The organism is Paraburkholderia sp. (assembly GCF_004298475.1).
In the GTDB taxonomy this organism is placed as follows: Bacteria; Pseudomonadota; Gammaproteobacteria; order Burkholderiales; family Burkholderiaceae; genus Paraburkholderia; species Paraburkholderia denitrificans.
Genome location: NZ_SCRP01000015.1, coordinates 83,102 through 101,388 on the forward strand (window position 1 = coordinate 83,102; position 18,287 = coordinate 101,388).

The window sequence follows — 18,287 nt, forward strand, 5'->3', positions numbered from 1 at the left end:
GCTTCTCAGCCTGCTTCTCAGCCCACTTCGCAGCGCCCGACGGATCTGCCCGTCAGCCGCTACAATAACGGGCTCTCCCCCGTTCAACCGGCATCCAGCCCGCGCGCACCCCATGAACCAGCCTGCCGATAACGTCTCCAGCACCGCCGCCGTCCGCACGGACGAGCGCGCCGTGCCCGCCCAGTACACGCGCGGCGCCGCCTTGCCCGCGCTGCTCGCGTCGCGCATCCTGATCCTCGACGGCGCGATGGGCACGATGATCCAGCGCTACAAGCTCGACGAAGCCGCCTATCGCGGCGAGCGCTTCAAGGATTTCCCGCGCGACATCAAGGGCAACAACGAACTGCTCTCGATCACGCAGCCGCAGATCATCCGCGAGATTCACAACCAGTATCTCGCCGCCGGCGCCGACATCATCGAGACCAACACGTTCGGCGCGACGACCGTCGCCCAGGCCGACTACGGCATGGAAGACCTCGTCGACGAGATGAACCTCGCATCCGCGAAGCTTGCGCGCGCCGCGTGCGACCACTATTCGAGCCCGGACAAGCCGCGCTTCGTCGCGGGCGCGATCGGGCCGACGCCGAAGACCGCGAGCATCTCGCCGGACGTGAACGATCCGGGCGCACGCAACATTACCTTCGACGGACTGCGCGCCGCGTACTACCAGCAGGCGAAGGCGCTGATGGACGGCGGCTGCGACCTGTTCCTCGTCGAGACGATCTTCGACACGCTCAACGCGAAGGCCGCGCTCTTCGCGCTCGACGAGCTGTTCGAAGACACGGGCATGGTCCTGCCGATCATGATCTCGGGCACCGTCACCGACGCCTCGGGCCGCATTCTCTCGGGCCAGACCGTCGAGGCGTTCTGGAACTCGCTGCGCCACGCGAAGCCGCTCACGTTCGGCCTGAACTGCGCGCTCGGCGCGGCATTGATGCGCCCGTACATCGCCGAGCTTGCCAAGCTGTGCGACACGTACGTGTCGTGCTATCCGAACGCGGGCCTGCCCAATCCGATGAGCGACACCGGCTTCGACGAAACGCCCGCGGACACGTCGGGCCTGCTCAGGGAATTCGCCACGGCGGGTCTCGTGAACGTCGCAGGCGGCTGCTGCGGCACGACGCCCGATCACATCGTCGCGATTGCGAAAGCGCTCGCCGACGTCAAGCCGCGCCGCTGGCCCGGCCAGTATCGCGACGCCGCCTGAAGCTACGCACAGCCACATAGAGCCGCAAAGCGCCTCGCCCATTCAAGACAACCTGACGATCCGGTCCCACGCCATGACTGACCACACCTTGCGACTCTCCGGCCTCGAACCCTTCAACGTCAACGAAGGCTCGCTCTTCATCAACGTGGGCGAGCGCACGAACGTAACGGGCTCGAAGGCATTCGCGCGGATGATCCTGAACGGCCAGTTCGACGAGGCGCTCGCGGTCGCGCGCCAGCAGGTCGAAAACGGCGCGCAGGTCATCGACGTCAACATGGACGAAGCCATGCTCGACTCGAAGGCGGCGATGGTGCGCTTCATGAACCTCATCGCATCCGAGCCCGATATCGCGCGCGTGCCGGTCATGATCGACTCCTCGAAGTGGGAAGTGATCGAAGCGGGCCTGCAATGCGTGCAGGGCAAGGCGATCGTCAATTCGATCTCGCTGAAGGAAGGCAAGGAGCAGTTCGTCCACCACGCGAAGCGCATTCGCCGCTACGGCGCGGCGGCGGTCGTGATGGCCTTCGACGAACAGGGCCAGGCCGACACGTTCGAGCGCAAGACCATGATCTGCCAGCGCTCCTACGAGATCCTCGTGAACGAAGCGGGCTTCGCGCCCGAGGACATCATCTTCGACCCGAACATTTTCGCCGTGGCGACGGGCATCGAAGAGCACAACAATTACGCCGTCGACTTCATCGAAGCGACGCGCTGAATCAAGCAGAACCTGCCGTACGCGAAGGTGAGCGGCGGCGTGTCGAACGTGTCGTTTTCGTTCCGCGGCAACGACCCGGTGCGCGAGGCGATTCACACGGTGTTCCTCTACTACGCCATCCAGGCGGGCATGGACATGGGCATCGTCAACGCGGGTCAGCTCGGCGTCTATGCCGATCTCGATCCCGAGCTGCGCGAGCGCGTGGAAGACGTGGTGCTCAACCGCCGCGCCGACGCGACCGACCGCCTGCTCGAAATCGCCGACAAGTTCAAGACCGGCGCCGCGAAGAAGGAAGAGAACCTCGAATGGCGCAACCAGGACGTCGAGAAGCGTCTTGCGCACGCGCTCGTGCACGGCATCACGAACTTCATCGTCGAGGACACCGAAGAAGCGCGCCAGAAGATCATGGGCGGCGGCGGGCGGCCGATCAACGTGATCGAAGGGCCGCTCATGGACGGCATGAACATCGTCGGCGACCTGTTCGGTCAGGGCAAGATGTTCCTGCCGCAGGTCGTCAAATCGGCGCGCGTGATGAAGCAGGCCGTTGCCCACCTGATTCCGTTCATCGAAGAGGAAAAGCGCCTGCTCGCCGAAGCGGGCGGCGACGTGCGCGCGAAGGGCAAGATCGTCGTCGCGACCGTGAAGGGTGACGTGCACGACATCGGCAAGAACATCGTGTCGGTCGTGCTCCAGTGCAACAACTTCGAAGTGGTCAACATGGGCGTGATGGTGCCGTGCAACGAGATCCTCGCGAAAGCGAAGGTCGAAGGCGCGGACATCATCGGGCTCTCCGGCCTCATCACGCCGTCGCTCGAAGAAATGGCCTACGTCGCGTCCGAAATGCAGCGCGACGACTACTTCCGCGTGAAGAAGATTCCGCTGTTGATTGGCGGCGCAACGACCTCGCGCGTGCATACCGCCGTGAAGATCGCGCCGCAATACGAAGGGCCGGTCGTGTATGTGCCGGACGCGTCGCGCTCGGTGTCGGTCGCGTCGAGCCTGCTCTCGGACGAAGGCGCAACGAAGTACCTCGACGACCTCAAGAGCGACTACGAGCGCATCCGCGTCCAGCACGCCAGCAAGAAGACGCAGCCGCTCGTGACGCTCGAAGAAGCGCGCGCGAACAAGACGAAAATCGACTGGACGAACTTCCAGCCCGTGAAGCCGAAGTTCATCGGCCGCCGCGTGTTCAAGAACTTCGATCTGAACGAACTCGCGCAATATATCGACTGGGGCCCGTTCTTCCAGACCTGGGATCTCGCGGGTAAGTACCCGCAGATTCTCAACGACGAGATCGTCGGCGAGTCGGCGCGCCGGGTGTTTTCAGACGGAAAGTCGATGCTCGCGCGCCTCATGCAGGGCCGCTGGCTCCAGGCGAACGGCGTGCTCGCGCTGCTTCCCGCGAACACCGTCAACGACGACGACATCGAGATCTACACCGACGAGTCGCGCAGCGAAGTGGCGCTCACGTGGCGCAGTCTGCGCCAGCAGACGGTGCGTCCAGTGGTGGACGGCGTGATGCGTCCGAACCGCTCGCTCGCCGACTTCATCGCGCCGAAGGAATCAGGCGTGGCCGACTACATCGGCATGTTCGCGGTGACGGCGGGCATCGGCGTGAACGTGAAGGAAGCGCAGTTCCAGAAGGACAACGACGACTACAGCGCGATCATGCTCAAGTCGCTCGCCGACCGCTTCGCGGAAGCGTTCGCCGAAGCGCTGCACGCGCGCGTGCGCCGCGACCTGTGGGGCTACGCGGCGAGCGAGACGCTCGACAACGACGCGCTCATCGCCGAAAAATACGCGGGCATCCGCCCGGCGCCGGGCTATCCGGCCTGCCCGGACCACCTCGTGAAGCGCGACATGTTCGACGTGCTCCAGGCGAACGAGATCGGCATGAGCGTGACCGAATCGCTCGCGATGCTGCCCGCTGCGAGCGTCTCGGGCTTCTATCTCGCGCACCCGGACAGCAAGTACTTCTCGGTGGGCAAGATCGGCGCCGATCAGCTCGCCGACTACGCGCGCAGGATGGCCCTCTCCGATCAGGACGCGCGCCGCGCGCTCGCTCCGCTGCTTTGACGCAGGCAGTCGCGCGGCGGCCGGTTCGAATTCTGGCCGCCGCGTGCGGCTTTCGCGCCTGGCAAGACGAGTCGGCCATATATAGCCACAGGCCCGTAGGGCCGACCCGGCCTGATCGTCAGCCAGTCCCTGACAACAACACGCGACGGAGAAATCGTATGAAGAAGCTGACGTTGATGTTGACCGCCCTCGGCATCGCGGCACTCGCGCAGCCGTCGTTCGCCCAGCCCGCCGCGCCCCAGGAAGCGAGCGCCGTGTCGTCGTACTCGGCGCCCATCGTCAAGCACGTGAAAAAACCGAAGAAGATGAAGGCGAAGCACGGCGCGGCTGCGGCTGCGCCCGTGGCCGCCAGCCAGTAAGCGCGTCTCGCGCCCTCACGCGCGGCACATGCGGCACATGCGGCGGCATCGTGCGGCGTGCACAAAAAAGAGCCCGCGCGATGCGGGCTCTTCGTTTTCGTGCTGGTTCAGGAACGGAAAGCGCAGCCGGGAACGGCCTTACGCGCGATCAAATCCCCCAGACGATGTCGTTCTGTTCCGTACGCGCCGCGCGCAGCATGTCGAGGAACGGAAACGCGCGCTGGGCGAGGCCCACCGGCACTTCGTGGTGCGCGTGATCGTCTTCGGTTTCGTGAAAATGGCCCTCGTGCTCCGAGCGTTCCTTCTTGTCGGAGGCGATGGCGTCTTCGAGCTTCGTGATCGCGACATCGAGTTCGTCGTGCGTGATCACGCCGCGTGGCGCGAGCCGCTTGCCGATGATGCCGAGCAGGTACTGGGCGAGGTTCTCCAGCATCGTGACATCGGGTGCCGCATGGCATTTGAAGGTAACCAGCATGACAATTCCCCCTTTGATTTTTTGAGGCCCACGCGTTTCGGCCCGCATTCCGCAAAAGCCTGCAAACGAGCGGCCAGTGAGCCCATCCCGGCAAAGACCCCGCGCGGCAGCCGCCTGAAGGCAGCGCCCGCCCTTGCAGGGCATCTCATTGCACATATTAGCACCTGCTAAAATCCGTCTGAACGGAATTACCCGCAAGGCGCGCCCGGCAAGGCGCAGGCCGGTTTCACGCCCACCGCGCGACGGTCCGCGACGGCCCACGCCATCGGAACGCACTCAACTACCCGCACAGGACCTGCAACAAGCATGCTGCCCGCACAGAAACACACGCTGGAGACCCTGCTCGCCGACGCCGTCAGCCAGGTGACGAAGGCGCTCGAAGGCGCCACCGAATCGGCATTCGTCGTACCCGCCATCACGCTCGAGCGCCCGAAAGCCGCCGCCCACGGCGATGTCGCGTGCAACGTCGCGATGCAGCTCGCCAAGCCGCTGCGCGCCAATCCGCGTCAGCTCGCGCAACAGATCGTCACCGCCGCGCTCGCGCTGCCCGCCGCAGCCGGTCTCATCGAAGCCGCCGAAATCGCCGGTCCCGGCTTCATCAATCTGCGCCTCACCGCCGACGCGAAACGCGCCGCGATCAGCGCCGTGTTCGCCGAAGGCGAGACGTTCGGCCGCTCGCAGCGCGAAGCGGGCAAGCGCGTGCTCGTCGAATTCGTGTCCGCGAACCCCACGGGACCGCTGCACGTCGGCCACGGCCGCCAGGCCGCGCTCGGCGACGCGATCTCGAACGTGCTCGCCTCGCAGGGCTACGGCGTGCACCGCGAGTTCTACTACAACGACGCGGGCGTCCAGATCCAGAACCTCGCCGTCTCGACCCAGGCGCGCGCGCGCGGCCTGAAGCCCGGCGACGCCGACTGGCCCGAAGCGGCGTACAACGGCGAGTACATCGCCGATATCGCCCGGGACTATCTCGCAGGCGCAACGGTCGCCGCGAAAGACGGCGAGCCGGTAAAGGGCGCGCAGGATCCGGCGGATCTCGAAGCGATCCGCCGCTTCGCCGTCGCGTACCTGCGCCACGAGCAGGATCTGGATCTGCAGGCGTTCGGCGTGAAATTCGACCGCTACTACCTCGAATCGTCGCTCTACACGGAAGGCCGCGTGGAGCAGACCGTCGAAGCGCTGGTCGCCTCGGGCGAGACCTACGAGCAGGACGGCGCGCTGTGGCTCAAGACCACGGACTACGACGACGACAAAGACCGCGTGATGCGCAAGTCCGACGGCACTTATACGTACTTCCTGCCGGACGTCGCCTACCACGTCACCAAGTGGGAGCGCGGCTTCACGAAGGTCATCAACGTGCAGGGCTCGGACCACCACGGCACCATCGCACGCGTGCGCGCGGGCCTGCAGGCGCTCCGCGCCGGCATTCCGAAGGGCTACCCCGACTACGTGCTGCACAAGATGGTCACGGTGATGCGCGACGGCCAGGAAGTGAAGATCTCGAAGCGCGCGGGCAGCTACGTGACGGTGCGCGACCTGATCGAATGGTCGGGCGGCGCCAATCCGGGCAGCGAAGTCTCGCCCGATCTGCTCGACGAGGCCACCGTCCGCCGCGGGCGCGACGCCGTGCGCTTCTTCCTGATCTCGCGTAAGGCCGACACCGAATTCGTGTTCGACATCGACCTCGCGCTCAAGCAAAACGACGAAAATCCCGTGTATTACGTGCAGTACGCGCACGCGCGGATCTCGTCCATCCTGAACGACTGGCAGTCGAAGCACGGCGGCAACCTCGCCGCGCTGCCGCAGGTCGATCTCGCGCCGCTGTCGAGCGAGCGCGCGCTGGCGCTGATCGCGAAGCTCGCCGAGTTCCCCGACATGCTCACGCACGCTGCCGCCGAACTCGCGCCGCACGCCGTCGCGTTCTATCTGCGCGAACTCGCCGCAGAGTTTCACTCGTTCTACAATGCCGAACGTGTACTCGTCGACGATGCCGCCGAGCGCGACGCCCGCGTCGCACTGCTCGCGGCCACGCGCCAGGTGCTCGCGAACGGGCTGGCCGTGATCGGCGTGTCCGCGCCCGAGCGCATGTGACTGGCATCGAAGCTGGCCTTAAAGCGGACCTCGAAGCGGACCTCGAGCGAGCGACACGCGACGCGATATGCATGGGGCCGTCCGCACCACGCGGGCGGCCATTCCAGAACTCCCTTGTTTGCAGGTGATTCAGACGATGGCACAACCGCGCCGCACTTCAAAACAGCAGTCGAAGCAGTCTGGAGGTACGTTTCTCGGTGTCGTGCTAGGCCTGATTGTCGGCCTTGCGATTGCAGTGGTGGTGGCGCTCTACATCACGCGCACGCCCACGCCGTTCGTCTCGAAGGTCGCGCCTCCAGCCGCCTCCGACGCGAGCCAGGCCGACGCCCAATACGATCCGAACCGCGCGCTGCAGGGCAAGTCGCCTGGCCAGCCGGTCCCGCAGGCCGCGCAGGGCACGCCGCCCAACACCGCGCCGGGCCAGAGCGCCAATCCATCGCAGGCCGCGGGCATGCTCCAGGAGCCGCAGATCGTCGAAGTGCCGCCGTCGGCCGCACCGACCGATAACGCATCGGCGGCTGCAAACGGCGTCGCCGTGCCGTCGCGGCCCGCCATCGCCGAGAAAAAACCACAGCCGGCGAGCAACCCCGCGCAGATCCTCGCGAACAACGAGCCGCATAAGCCCGCGACGGGCATTCCCACGCCGGCCGCGAAACTCGCGCCGGGCGTGCCGTCCGCCGCCGAGGCGAATACGGGCTATTTCCTGCAGGTGGGCGCGTACAAGACTTCCGCCGACGCCGAGCAGCAACGCGCCCGTCTGGCGTTCCAGGGGTTCGAATCGAAGGTCACCCAGCGCGATGCGGGCGGTATCACGTACTATCGTGTCCGCATCGGGCCATTCACGAAGTTCGACGACATGAACTCCACGCGTCAACGGCTGTCTGACGCGGGCATCGATACAGCCGTTATCCGCTTCACGAAGCAGTAACCCGGGCGCCCGCCGCAGTGTGCGGGCAACTTGCAACGCATGACCCGCACGCCGGAGCCTGCACTGTGCGAGCGTCGCTCGCGCGAGCGTGCGGTACAGCACAGCGTCGGCGCCGCCAGTCACGCCAACGTAAATCAACAAGATATGAAACGACTTCTTGGTTCGCTTTTGCTTTCGCTTTCGATGATCGCCGGGGTCGCCCACGCCTCGCCCGCCGCGCCCGTCGCCAACAAGGACTACATGGTCCTCGCCGGACAGCAGCCGCTTGGCGTGCCCGCAGGCAAGATCGAAGTCATCGAATTCATGTGGTACGGCTGCCCGCACTGCAACGCATTCGACCCGTACCTCGAAGCGTGGGTCAAGAAACAAGGTCCGGACGTCGTGTTCCGGCGCATCCCGGTCGCGTTCCGCGACGACTTCATTCCGCACTCGAAGATGTTCTACGCGCTCGACGCGCTCGGCCTCGTGCAGAAACTCACGCCGGCCATCTTCCATGAAATCCACGTGAACAAGAATTACCTGCTCACGCCGGAAGACCAGGCCAAGTTCCTCGCGACCCAGGGCGTCGATACGAAGAAGTTCATGGACGCGTACAACTCGTTCTCGACGCAATCCGCCCTCCAGCGCGACAAGGAAGTGATCAGCGCGTACAAGATCGAAGGCGTGCCGACGCTCGCCGTGCAGGGCAAGTACGAAACGGGCCCGGAACAGGCCGGCACGCTGCCGGGCACGATCCAGGTGCTCGATTTCCTCGTCTCGCAGGTCCGCGCGAAGAAGATGTAAGCCCCTGCGCGCCGGTATGAGTCAACCGTTGAAGGTCTTCATCACCGGCGCGTCGAGCGGCATCGGCGCCGCGCTCGCCGCCGAATACGCGCGGCGCGGCGCCATCCTCGGGCTCGTCGCGCGCCGCGCCGACGCCCTCGCCAGCTTCCAGCAGTCCCACCCGCAGTCCTCCGTCTCCCTCTATCTCGCCGACGTACGCGACGCCGATGCGCTCGCCGACGCCGCGCGCGCGTTCATCGAAGCGCACGGCCTGCCGGACGTCGTGATCGCCAACGCGGGCGTGAGCCAGGGCGCGATCACCGGCCACGGCGACCTCGCGACTTTTCGCGACGTGATGGACACCAACTACTTCGGCATGGTCGCCACCTTCGAACCGTTCGCCGCCGCGATGAGCGAGGCGCGACGCGGTACGCTCGTCGGCATTGCGAGCGTGGCCGGCGTGCGCGGGCTGCCGGGTTCGGGCGCGTACAGCGCGTCGAAGGCCGCTACGCTCGCCTACCTCGAAGCGCTGCGCGTCGAGATGCGGCCGTTCGGCGTGAGCGTCGTCACGATCGCGCCCGGCTATATCCGCACGCCGATGACGGACAAGAATCCGTATCCCATGCCGTTCCTGATGGACGTCGACCGCTTCGCCGCCAAGTCAGCCGAAGCGATTGCGCGCGGCACGCCGTTCGCGATCTTTCCGTGGCCGATGCGCGTGGGCGCCGCGTTGCTGCGCATGCTGCCGCGCTGGCTCTACGACCGCGTGTTCGAGCGGGCTCCCCGCAAGCCGCGCGCCGCCGCCGACCACTGAACGGCACGCCCGCGCGATCGTTTTGCGTGCTGCCGCAACGTGATCGCACCTTCGTATGCGCTATGCGGGTCATCGGTTGTCCCGGCAATTTCCCTTCGATAAGCTTTCCCCCATCGGGCGCTCCCGTGCACCGCATTCGCCGCGCTCCCGAACGCTACAGCAGACAACCGGAGATCCCATGCGCCTCACCTCACTTGTCCCTGCGCCCGGCGCGCTGCGCGCCATTGCCTCGCTCGCCGGCTGGCTGACCATCTGCGGCGCACTCGCCTGCGCAGCTGCGCCCGCAGGCGCAAAACCGCTGACTGTCTGCACCGAGTCGAGCCCCGACGGCTTCGACGTCGTGCAGTTCAACTCGCTCGTGACGACCAACGCGTCCGCCGATGTGATTTTCAATTCGCTCGTCTCGTACGACGAGGCCGCGAAGAAGGTCATGCCCGCGCTCGCCGACAAGTGGACCGTGAGCGCCGACGGCCTCACATACACATTCCATCTGCGCCCCAACGTGCAGTTCCAGACGACTGCGTGGTTCAAGCCCACGCGCGCGCTGAACGCCGACGACGTCGTCTTCACGTTCGAGCGCATGCTCGACCCGAACCATCCGTGGCACAAGGTGGCGGGCGCAAGTGGCTTTCCGCATGCACAGTCGATGGGACTGACGAAGCTCGTCAAGTCGGTCACGAAAGTCGGCGACAACACGGTCCGGTTCGAACTGACCGAGCCGAACGCGACGTTCCTCTCGATCCTGACGATGGGCTTCGCATCGATCTATTCCGCCGAGTACGCGGACCAGCTCCAGAAGGCGGGCAAGGAAATCGATCTCAATGCGAAGCCCGTGGGCACGGGCCCGTTCATGCTGAAGAGCTACACGAAGGATGCGCTGATCCGCTATGACGTGAACCCCGCGTACTGGGGGCCGAAGCCGAAGGTGGACCGGCTGGTCTACGCGATCACGCCCGACGCCGCCGTGCGCGCGCAGAAGGTAAAGGCAGGCGAATGCCAGATTGCGCTTTCGCCGAAGCCCCAGGACGTCGCGGCGGCGAAGGCCGACAAGGCGTTGAGCGTGGTCGAAACGCCTGCCTTCATGACCGCATTCGTCGCGTTGAACACGCAGAAAAAGCCGCTCGACAACCCGAAGGTGCGTCAGGCGCTGAACATGGCGTTCGACCGCACGACCTACCTGAAAACCGTGTTCGACAACACCGCGACGCCCGCAACGAATCCGTGGCCGCCGATCACCTGGGGCTACGCGCACGATGTTCAGCCGTATCGGTATGACCCGGCGAAGGCGAAGCTATTGCTCGCCGACGCGGGCTACCCGAACGGCTTCTCGACGACGATCTGGGTGCGTCCGAACGGCAGCCTGCTCAATCCGAATCCGCGCGTGGGCGCCGAGCTGCTGCAGGCCGACTTTGCGAAGATCGGCGTGAAGGCTCAGATCAAGGTGATCGAATGGGGCGAACTGATCAAGGAAGCGAAGCAGGGCCAGCACGACACGCTGTTCATGGGCTGGGCCGGCGACAACGGCGATCCGGACAACTACCTCTCGCCGCTCTTTAGCTGCAACGCGGTGAAGTCGGGCATCAACTTCGCGCGCTTTTGCGATCCGCAACTCGACAAGCTGATCGCCGACGGCAAGACCACCGCCAATCAGGCCGAGCGCGTAAAGCTTTACGAAGCGGCGCAGAAGATCATCCGCGATCAGGCGCTGTGGATTCCGCTCAGCTATCCGACCGCCGCGGCGATCACGCGCACCAACGTGAGCGGCTATCGCGTGAGCCCGTTCGGACGCCAGAACTTCGCGGACGTCGCAGTGCAGTAATCGTTCAACGGCCCGCTCAACGCGAGATAGCGTGGACGCGGATGCCGGCGGGCGAGCGGTCGGAAAGTGTCTGCATGGCTTGCCTCGCGGGTGGTGATCCGCCCTTCGTATGCCGCGCGCAGCATACGTCGCCCCGGCGATTGCCGGGCAGGCGCACGCTGCGCAGCACAGTGCGTCGCGTGCGCCGGGTTGCCCGCCCTATCCGCTGGCGTTATTCGCCCGTGGCACGCGTAGCGCGACGGCGTGCAGTTGGCGCACCCGCCACGCGCGACGACGATGGCGCTGCGCTACGCGCGCGGCGTGCGGGCGTGGCTTCGCGAGGCGGCTTCGCAGTTGCGGACGCAACCTTGCCCGGCGTTGTTTTCGCTTTCGCGGCGGTTTTCGCGGCGGTTTTCGCGGCGGTTTTAGCAGCAGTTTTCGTGGCGGTTTTCACGGTTGCTTTCACGGCTGCTTTGGCCGCTGTTTTCACGGCGGTTTTCGCCTTCAACGTCGCGCGCTTCGGCGTCGCATTCTCGTTCGCGCTAGCACCCGAAGCACCCGAAACAACCGGCGCTTCGGCGCTGACCGCAGGCACAGCCGCCTTGTCCGCCTCGCCCGCGGCTTGCGCGCTCCCCCCTCCCGACACCGCACCCGAAGCGGCCGCGCCCGCAGGAGGCACAGCGCCGCCCGTTGCCGGACCGCCGTCCTGCGGCGGCATCCCGCCCTTCTCGCTACCCGGCTCGATGCCGAGCGCCCGCTGCACCACGCGAAAGCGCTCGCGCTGCTCGCCTTCGAGCGGCCCCGATACCGTCACAATGCGATAGACCGCCGCGAGCAGCGCGCGGCGCGTAGTCATGTCGGGCACGATATCGGGCAGCGCGTCGATCGCAGCCTGCGGATCGAGATGGACAATCGCACCCTGGCGGCGCGCAGCCTCCTTCAGTTCGGCGATGGTCGGCTGGCTCGCGCCGAGGTACTCGCGCGCCAGTTCGCGCATGCGCTGGAACGGGCGGTACTGCACCGTATGCATTTCGTCGACGAGGTACGCGGCGATACGCATGAACGCATCGACGAGCGTGCCCGTGTGCAAGTGTTCGCGCGCCGAGCGCAGGCGAAATTGCGCGAGTTCCTTGCGCAGCTCCATGAGCGGCGGCGCAATCGGATCGAGCGGCTGGTTCGGCGCGACTCCCACGTAGGCCTGCGCCCACGGCGCCGTATAGACGCTGTAGAAGGTGTTCTCGATCCACGTATCGCGCGCGTCGCGGTACATGTCCCACGCGGATTCGATGCTGGCCGACATCTGCCGTTCGAGCAGCGTGAACGGATTGTCGGGCGCGGCGGGCTTGCGATGCTTGCGCACCGTCCTGGCGATGGCGGGCAGCCCGAGAAGCGCGGGATTCGCATCGCTCAACACGCTGCGCTCCACGCGCGTGGGATGCGTCTCGCGCAGCATGTGCGCGGACAACGCGTTGCTCGAAGCACGCACGAACGGCGAAACGAGCAGATCGTAGAGCCGCTGGTTGTTCTCGGCGAAGCGGCGCACCACTTCGAACGGCTGCTCGTCTTCGCGGCCGTCGTCCAGCGCGAGAATGTCTTCGATCGTGCGCCGCTCGAAGCGGATTTCATAACGGCCTTCGAGCGCTTCGAGGCGGCCCGCTTCCGGCGTCGTGTCGGTGATCTTCGCTTCGTAAAGACCCGGCGGCAGCACGTCGATCAGATCGAGCGCCGAAAACAGTTCCGTGTGCTCTCTGTTGGCCACGCTCGCCGAAACGAAAATACCGAGGTGACCGACCTTGTCGTGCAGGCAATACACGATCACCTGTTCGTTGGCGATGACTTCGTCGACGCTCGCGTAGAGATCGGGAATCCAGTTCAGCGCCTGTTGCGGCGGCGTGATGTTGTCGCCCCACGAAGCGAGCACGATGATCGGCGTGCGGATATTGCGCAGATCCACGGGTGCGCGCGCGTGCTTCGCGTACACCTCGTTGCGCGTGAGATGGTTGCCGACGAACAGGTTCTGCACGATCCAGTCTATTTCGGCGCGGTTCAGCTGAAAGTGGCCGCCCCACCAGCGCTCGAATTCGAGGAAGCGCTCGCGCTCCGTATCGACGTTCGCATACAGGTTGTAGAGCTTGCCCCAGAAGGTGTTCGCGGGATTGAGGTTCTCGAAGTTCTGCACGAGATGCGCGCCGTCGAAGTGGCCGTCGCCCAGATCGGCAGCGAGCGACGATGTCCACGTGCCGCCCAGCATGCCGCCCGCGTAGCGCATCGGATTCTTGCCCTTCACGCCCGCCCAGTACGAAAGCGGCGAACCCGCGAGCATGACCGGCCCGACGAGTTCCGGCGCCGAAGCCGCGAGCAGCGCCGCCGCCCATCCGCCCTGGCAATTGCCGATCACGAACGGCAGGCCGTCCGATTCGGGATGCAGTTCGCGCACCTTGCGGATAAACACGGCTTCGGCCTGCGCGACCGACTGGATGGTCTGCGTCTCGCACGGCACCGGGAAGAACGTCACGAAGTAGCACGGATGGCCCTTGCGCAGCGCAATGCCCACTTCGCTGTCCATCTTGAAGCCCGCGATGCCGGGGCCGTGGCCCGCGCGCGGATCGATGACGACGAAGGGACGCATGTGCGGATCGGACGGCACGTCGTCTTCGGGCAGGATGCGCAGGAGCGCGTAGTTGCACGGATCGTGCAGTTCGCGGCCATCGGCGATCACTTCGTATTCGAAGCGCAGCACGGGCGGCATCCCGGCCTGCTCGTGCAGGTGGGTCTGATTGCCGCGCTCGCGCAGCACGTCGAAGAACAACACGCTGCGCTGCCAGGCGTCGAACAGGTACTCGTAGAGCGGCTGGGCGGCGGCCAGCCCGGTCACAGCGGACGAACCGGCCTGCGAACCGGCCTGCGAATGGGCATGCGAAGGGGCCGAAGACAGGGCCGAAGAAGGGATGGACGAAGCAGCGGAAGTAGAGGCGGAAACTGCCACGACATGAATCTCCTTTAGCGGGGAGCCCCCGGCGGCGTTATGTACGATGCGGCACGAGGCGGCACGAGGCGTATGTTGCACTGCAGTATTTCAATCTAGGCAGGCCTGTCTCGAAAGTCAAGGCAGGCAAAACGGCGACAGCGGGGTTGCCCCCGGGGGGCAACCCCGCAAGGCGCGCCGGACATGATCTCCGCGCGGCATGAACGATGCGTGACACAGCGCCGCACGCCCTGCGGCGTTGATGCTGCGCTGGTACGGCACAGTTTTCCGACGGCGATCCAGGCGCTGCACTACACTTGTCAGCGCGTTGCGCGCCGCAGCATGCGGCCCTCACGCGGCGGCGCACAACCGTGATTCAGCATGGAGACACGCATGACTTCATCGGCCGACAAATATTCGGTCCTGCTCGAACGCTGCAGCAGCCTCGCCCCGGTGCCGACCGCCGTGGCGCATCCGTGCGATGTGTCCTCGCTCACGGGCGCGCTCGACGCCGCGAGCCTCGGCCTGATCGTGCCGCTGCTCGTCGGCCCCGAAGCGAGGATTCGCGCGCTGGCCGACGAAGCGAAGCTGTCGCTCGCGGGCGTCACAATCATCGACGCGCCGCATAGCCACGCGGCGGCGGCGCGCGCCGTGCTCGCCGTGCGCTCGGGCGAAGCCGAACTGCTGATGAAAGGCAGCCTGCACTCCGACGAACTCCTGCACGAAGTCGCCCAGGCCGCCACGGGCCTGCGCACCGAGCGGCGTCTGTCACACGTCTTCGCCATGGACGTGCCTTCGTATTACAAGCCGCTCTTCATCACCGACGCCGCCGTCAACATCTTCCCGAAGCTCGCCGACAAAGCCGATATCGTGCGCAACGCAATCGAGCTCGTGCAGGCGCTCGGCATTGCCGTGCCGAAGGTCGCGATCCTCGCCGCCGTCGAAACGGTGTCCGACAAGATGCCCTCGACAATCGATGCCGCCGCGCTGTGCAAGATGGCCGAGCGCGGCCAGATCACGGGCGGCGTGCTCGACGGCCCGCTTGCGTTCGACAACGCCATCAGCAAGGAGGCGGCGCGCATCAAGGGCATCGTCTCCGAAGTCGCGGGCGATCCCGATATCCTGCTCGTGCCCGACCTCGAAGCGGGCAACATGCTCGCGAAGCAGCTCACCTTTCTCGCCGGTGCGGGAGCGGCCGGCATCGTCCTCGGCGCGCGTGTGCCGATCATCCTGACGAGCCGCGCCGACACCGTGCGCTCGCGCATCGGCAGTTGCGCGATTGCGGTGCTCGTCGCCCACGCGCGACGCAAGAGCATGGAGCAACTGTGAGTACACAACCCGTGCATTCGCCCGTGCATTCGCCCGCGTATTCATCCGCGTATTCATCTGATAAAGGCCACGTCGTGCTCGTCGTGAACGCGGGCTCGTCGAGCATCAAGTGTTCGGTGTATCGCGTCGTCGACGATCCGGCCGTCGAGGGCGGCACGCGCGCAATCCTCGGCGCGGGCGGCCAGATCGAAGGGATCGGCGTGTCGCCGCGCGTGGTCGCGCACATGGCCGACGGGCGGCTCATCGTCGACGAGACGTTTCCGGTCGCGCAGGTCGCCGACCACGACGGCGCATTTCGCCTCCTGCGCCTCGTGCTCGCGGTGGGCCTGCGCGACACGCCGCCCGCCGCGATCGGCCATCGGGTCGTGCACGGCGGCGCGCGCCACAGCGACGCCGTGATCATCAACGATGAAGTCATCGACGAACTCGCCGCACTCACGCCGCTGGCGCCGCTGCACCAGCCGCACAATTTGTCGGCGATTCGCGCGGTGCGCCAGGCCGCGCCCGAACTCGTGCAGGTCGCCTGCTTCGACACGGCCTTTCACGCAACCAACGGCGTCATGCAGCAGCTTTTCGCCCTGCCTTACAGCTATTTCAGCGACGGCATCCGCCGCTACGGCTTTCACGGGCTCTCCTACGAATACATCGCGCGGCATCTGCATTCGGTTGCGCCCGACATCGCGCTCGGGCGCGTGATCGTCGCGCATCTCGGCAACGGCGCGAGCCTGTGCGCGATGAAGGAAGGCAAGAGCGTCGAGACGACCATGGGCCTGACCGCGCTCGACGGCCTGCCGATGGGCACGCGCAGCGGCGCGCTCGACCCGGGCGCGGTACTCTGGATGATGGCGAGCGGCATGGATCACGACGCCATCGAAAAGCTGCTGTATCACGAGTCGGGCCTCAAGGGCCTCTCGGGCCTGAGCAGCGACATGCGCGAACTGCTTGCGAGCAGCAGCGAACGGGCAAAGCTCGCCGTCGATTTCTACACGTACCGCATCGCGCAGGAGGTGGGCAAGCTCGCGGTGGGGCTCGGCGGACTCGACGCGCTCGTGTTCACGGCGGGCATCGGCGAAAATTCGCCGCCGGTCCGCGCCCAGGTGGTCGAACGGCTCAAGCCGCTCTTCGGCATGGAAATCCATGCGGAGGCGAACGCCGCGAACAAGGAGCACATCAGCACGCGCGAAAGTCGTGTGCCCGTATTCGCGGTTCGCACCGACGAGGAAGGCATGATCGCGCTGCACACGGCGCGTCTGCTGCGCGAGGCGACGCGCAAGTAACGTAATCGGCGGCAACGCACGGAAGTCGGCGCGAGAAAGCACGATTTTTTCCTCAGAAGGAAGAAGCGTGAAGCGATTGCGGCCCGTGCGCACCACGGGCCGAACCAATTTTTTTCCCGCTCAATGCCGCGCGCATGCACGCGGCAGCCAGCGCGTGCGCCAAGCAGTGAAAGGGCGGCAGCCACGAGCCTGAAAACGTAGAATGTCGGCAAGACACCAGCCACGGGAACTGTCATGTCGCAGGCTACGAGCATCAATCAGCGGCCCTTGCAGCCGTTTCATCTCGCGTTTCCGGTGACGAGCCTCGACCACGCGTGCGCCGCGCGCCTGAAAGACGCGGGCACGCAATTCGTCATCGAGCCGCATATCCGCTTCAAGGGTCAGGTGGGCGAGCAGGCGACCATGTTCTTCCTCGATCCGTGCGGCAACGCGCTCGAATTCAAGGCGTTCGCCGATATCGGCCGCCTCTTCGCCAGGTAAGGCGCACCGCACGATGGCAAAAATGAAAATCCTGTTCTGGCTGCCGCAAGCCGATGCATCGGCATGGCTCCATGGTCTCGCTCGCGCACTGCCCGAGGCCGAACTGCGCGCATGGCAACCGGGCGATAACGCCGCCGCCGATTACGCGATCGTCTGGCATCCGCCACGCGAACTGCTGGCCGCGCGTCCCGGCTTGCGCGCGATCTTCAATCTCGGCGCGGGCGTCGATGCGATCCTCGCACTCGAACGCGATCAGCCCGGCTCGCTGCCGCAGGATGCGCTGCTCGTCCGCCTCGAAGATTCGGGCATGGCGCAGCAGATGGGCGAATACGTGCAGCACGCGGTGCTGCGCTATCTGCGCCGGTTCGACGAATACGCGCTCGCGCAGGCTCGGCGCGAGTGGCACGTCCTCGCGCCGCATCCGCGCGAAGCGTTCACGGTGGGCGTGCTCGGGCTCGGCGTGCTGGGCGCGCAGGTCGCGCGCGCCATTGCCGCGCTCGGCGTGCCCGTGCGCGGCTTCTCGCGCAGCGCAAAAACGCTCGATGGCATCGCGACTTATTCGGGCGAGCTGCACGGTGCGCAGTTCGACGCGTTTCTCGACGGCGTGAAGCTGCTCGTGAACCTGCTGCCCGCCACGCCGGATACGCAGGACATCCTCGACGCACGCGTTTTCGCCAAGCTCGAACGCGGCGCGTATCTCGTGAATGTGGCGCGCGGCTCGCATCTCGTTGAGCAGGATCTCATCGACGCGCTCGCGAACGGCACGCTTTCGGCCGCGACGCTCGATGTGTTCCGCGAGGAACCGCTCGCGCCCGATCATCCGTTCTGGCGCGAGCCGCGCATTACGATCACGCCGCATTGTTCGGCGCTCACGCTGCGCGACGAGGCGATCTCGCAGATCGCGGACAAAATCGAAGCGCTCGCGCGCGGCGAAACCGTGAGCGGCATCGTGCATATCGGGCGCGGTTACTGAACGCCACGGCACACAACACAAGCAACACACGCAACACA

The 18,287-nt window shown here is 65.9% G+C and carries 12 protein-coding genes and 2 pseudogenes; 12 read left to right on the top strand and 2 right to left on the bottom strand.

The features are described from left to right. Nucleotides 1-112 precede the first annotated feature (112 nt). From EPN59_RS08835 to EPN59_RS08845, 3 genes and pseudogenes are all read left to right on the top strand, one after another. Nucleotides 113-1,207 carry a homocysteine S-methyltransferase family protein gene (locus EPN59_RS08835; RefSeq protein WP_293039278.1) on the top strand — a complete coding sequence of 365 codons (1,095 nt, stop codon included), beginning with the start codon at nt 113-115 and terminating at the stop codon, nt 1,205-1,207. A gap of 73 nt (nt 1,208-1,280) precedes the next feature. Next, nucleotides 1,281-3,998 (top strand): annotated as a pseudogene (metH, locus tag EPN59_RS08840) (methionine synthase). A gap of 158 nt (nt 3,999-4,156) precedes the next feature. Continuing rightward, a complete protein-coding gene (locus tag EPN59_RS08845) occupies nt 4,157-4,357 on the top strand; it encodes an acid-shock protein (RefSeq protein ID WP_293039282.1) in 201 nt (66 codons plus the stop codon). Between the two features lie 148 nt (nt 4,358-4,505). Here the strand turns inward: EPN59_RS08845 and EPN59_RS08850 are convergent, their stop codons facing one another. Continuing rightward, a complete protein-coding gene (locus EPN59_RS08850; protein WP_293039284.1) occupies nt 4,506-4,832 on the bottom strand; it encodes a DUF1840 domain-containing protein in 327 nt (108 codons plus the stop codon). 306 nt (nt 4,833-5,138) lie between these two features. Here EPN59_RS08850 and argS point away from each other — a divergent pair, with 306 nt between their 5' ends. From argS to EPN59_RS08875, 5 genes are all read left to right on the top strand, one after another. Then, nucleotides 5,139-6,923: an arginine--tRNA ligase gene (argS, locus tag EPN59_RS08855; protein ID WP_293039286.1), complete on the top strand. Its 1,785-nt coding sequence runs from the start codon at nt 5,139-5,141 to the stop codon at nt 6,921-6,923. Nucleotides 6,924-7,041: 118 nt separating this feature from the next. Then, a complete protein-coding gene (locus tag EPN59_RS08860; protein ID WP_293039378.1) occupies nt 7,042-7,851 on the top strand; it encodes an SPOR domain-containing protein in 810 nt (269 codons plus the stop codon). A gap of 144 nt (nt 7,852-7,995) precedes the next feature. Continuing rightward, nucleotides 7,996-8,634 carry a thiol:disulfide interchange protein DsbA/DsbL gene (locus tag EPN59_RS08865; RefSeq protein ID WP_293039289.1) on the top strand — a complete coding sequence of 213 codons (639 nt, stop codon included), beginning with the start codon at nt 7,996-7,998 and terminating at the stop codon, nt 8,632-8,634. A gap of 16 nt (nt 8,635-8,650) precedes the next feature. Beyond that, the gene (locus EPN59_RS08870; RefSeq protein ID WP_293039292.1) at nt 8,651-9,427 is read left to right on the top strand and encodes an SDR family oxidoreductase; all 777 of its coding nucleotides are present in this window, start codon (nt 8,651-8,653) and stop codon (nt 9,425-9,427) included. A 178-nt stretch (nt 9,428-9,605) separates the two neighbouring features. Beyond that, on the top strand, nt 9,606-11,246 hold the full coding sequence (locus EPN59_RS08875) for an ABC transporter substrate-binding protein (RefSeq protein ID WP_293039295.1): 1,641 nt from the start codon (nt 9,606-9,608) through the stop codon (nt 11,244-11,246). A gap of 211 nt (nt 11,247-11,457) precedes the next feature. Here the strand turns inward: EPN59_RS08875 and EPN59_RS08880 are convergent, their stop codons facing one another. Beyond that, nucleotides 11,458-14,211, bottom strand: coding sequence for a DUF3141 domain-containing protein (locus EPN59_RS08880; protein WP_293039298.1), 2,754 nt, complete (start codon nt 14,209-14,211; stop codon nt 11,458-11,460). Between the two features lie 372 nt (nt 14,212-14,583). On the opposite strand from EPN59_RS08880, the gene EPN59_RS08885 reads away from it, so the two are divergent. From EPN59_RS08885 to EPN59_RS08900, 4 genes and pseudogenes are all read left to right on the top strand, one after another. Further along, nucleotides 14,584-15,519 carry a phosphate acetyltransferase gene (locus EPN59_RS08885; protein WP_293039301.1) on the top strand — a complete coding sequence of 312 codons (936 nt, stop codon included), beginning with the start codon at nt 14,584-14,586 and terminating at the stop codon, nt 15,517-15,519. Between the two features lie 23 nt (nt 15,520-15,542). Beyond that, on the top strand, nt 15,543-16,796 hold the full coding sequence (locus EPN59_RS08890) for an acetate/propionate family kinase (RefSeq protein WP_293039381.1): 1,254 nt from the start codon (nt 15,543-15,545) through the stop codon (nt 16,794-16,796). Nucleotides 16,797-17,060: 264 nt separating this feature from the next. Beyond that, a pseudogene (locus EPN59_RS08895) lies at nt 17,061-17,276 on the top strand (VOC family protein); the annotation flags it as partial. A 22-nt stretch (nt 17,277-17,298) separates the two neighbouring features. Further along, a complete protein-coding gene (locus EPN59_RS08900; protein ID WP_293039384.1) occupies nt 17,299-18,249 on the top strand; it encodes a glyoxylate/hydroxypyruvate reductase A in 951 nt (316 codons plus the stop codon). Nucleotides 18,250-18,287: the final 38 nt, after the last annotated feature.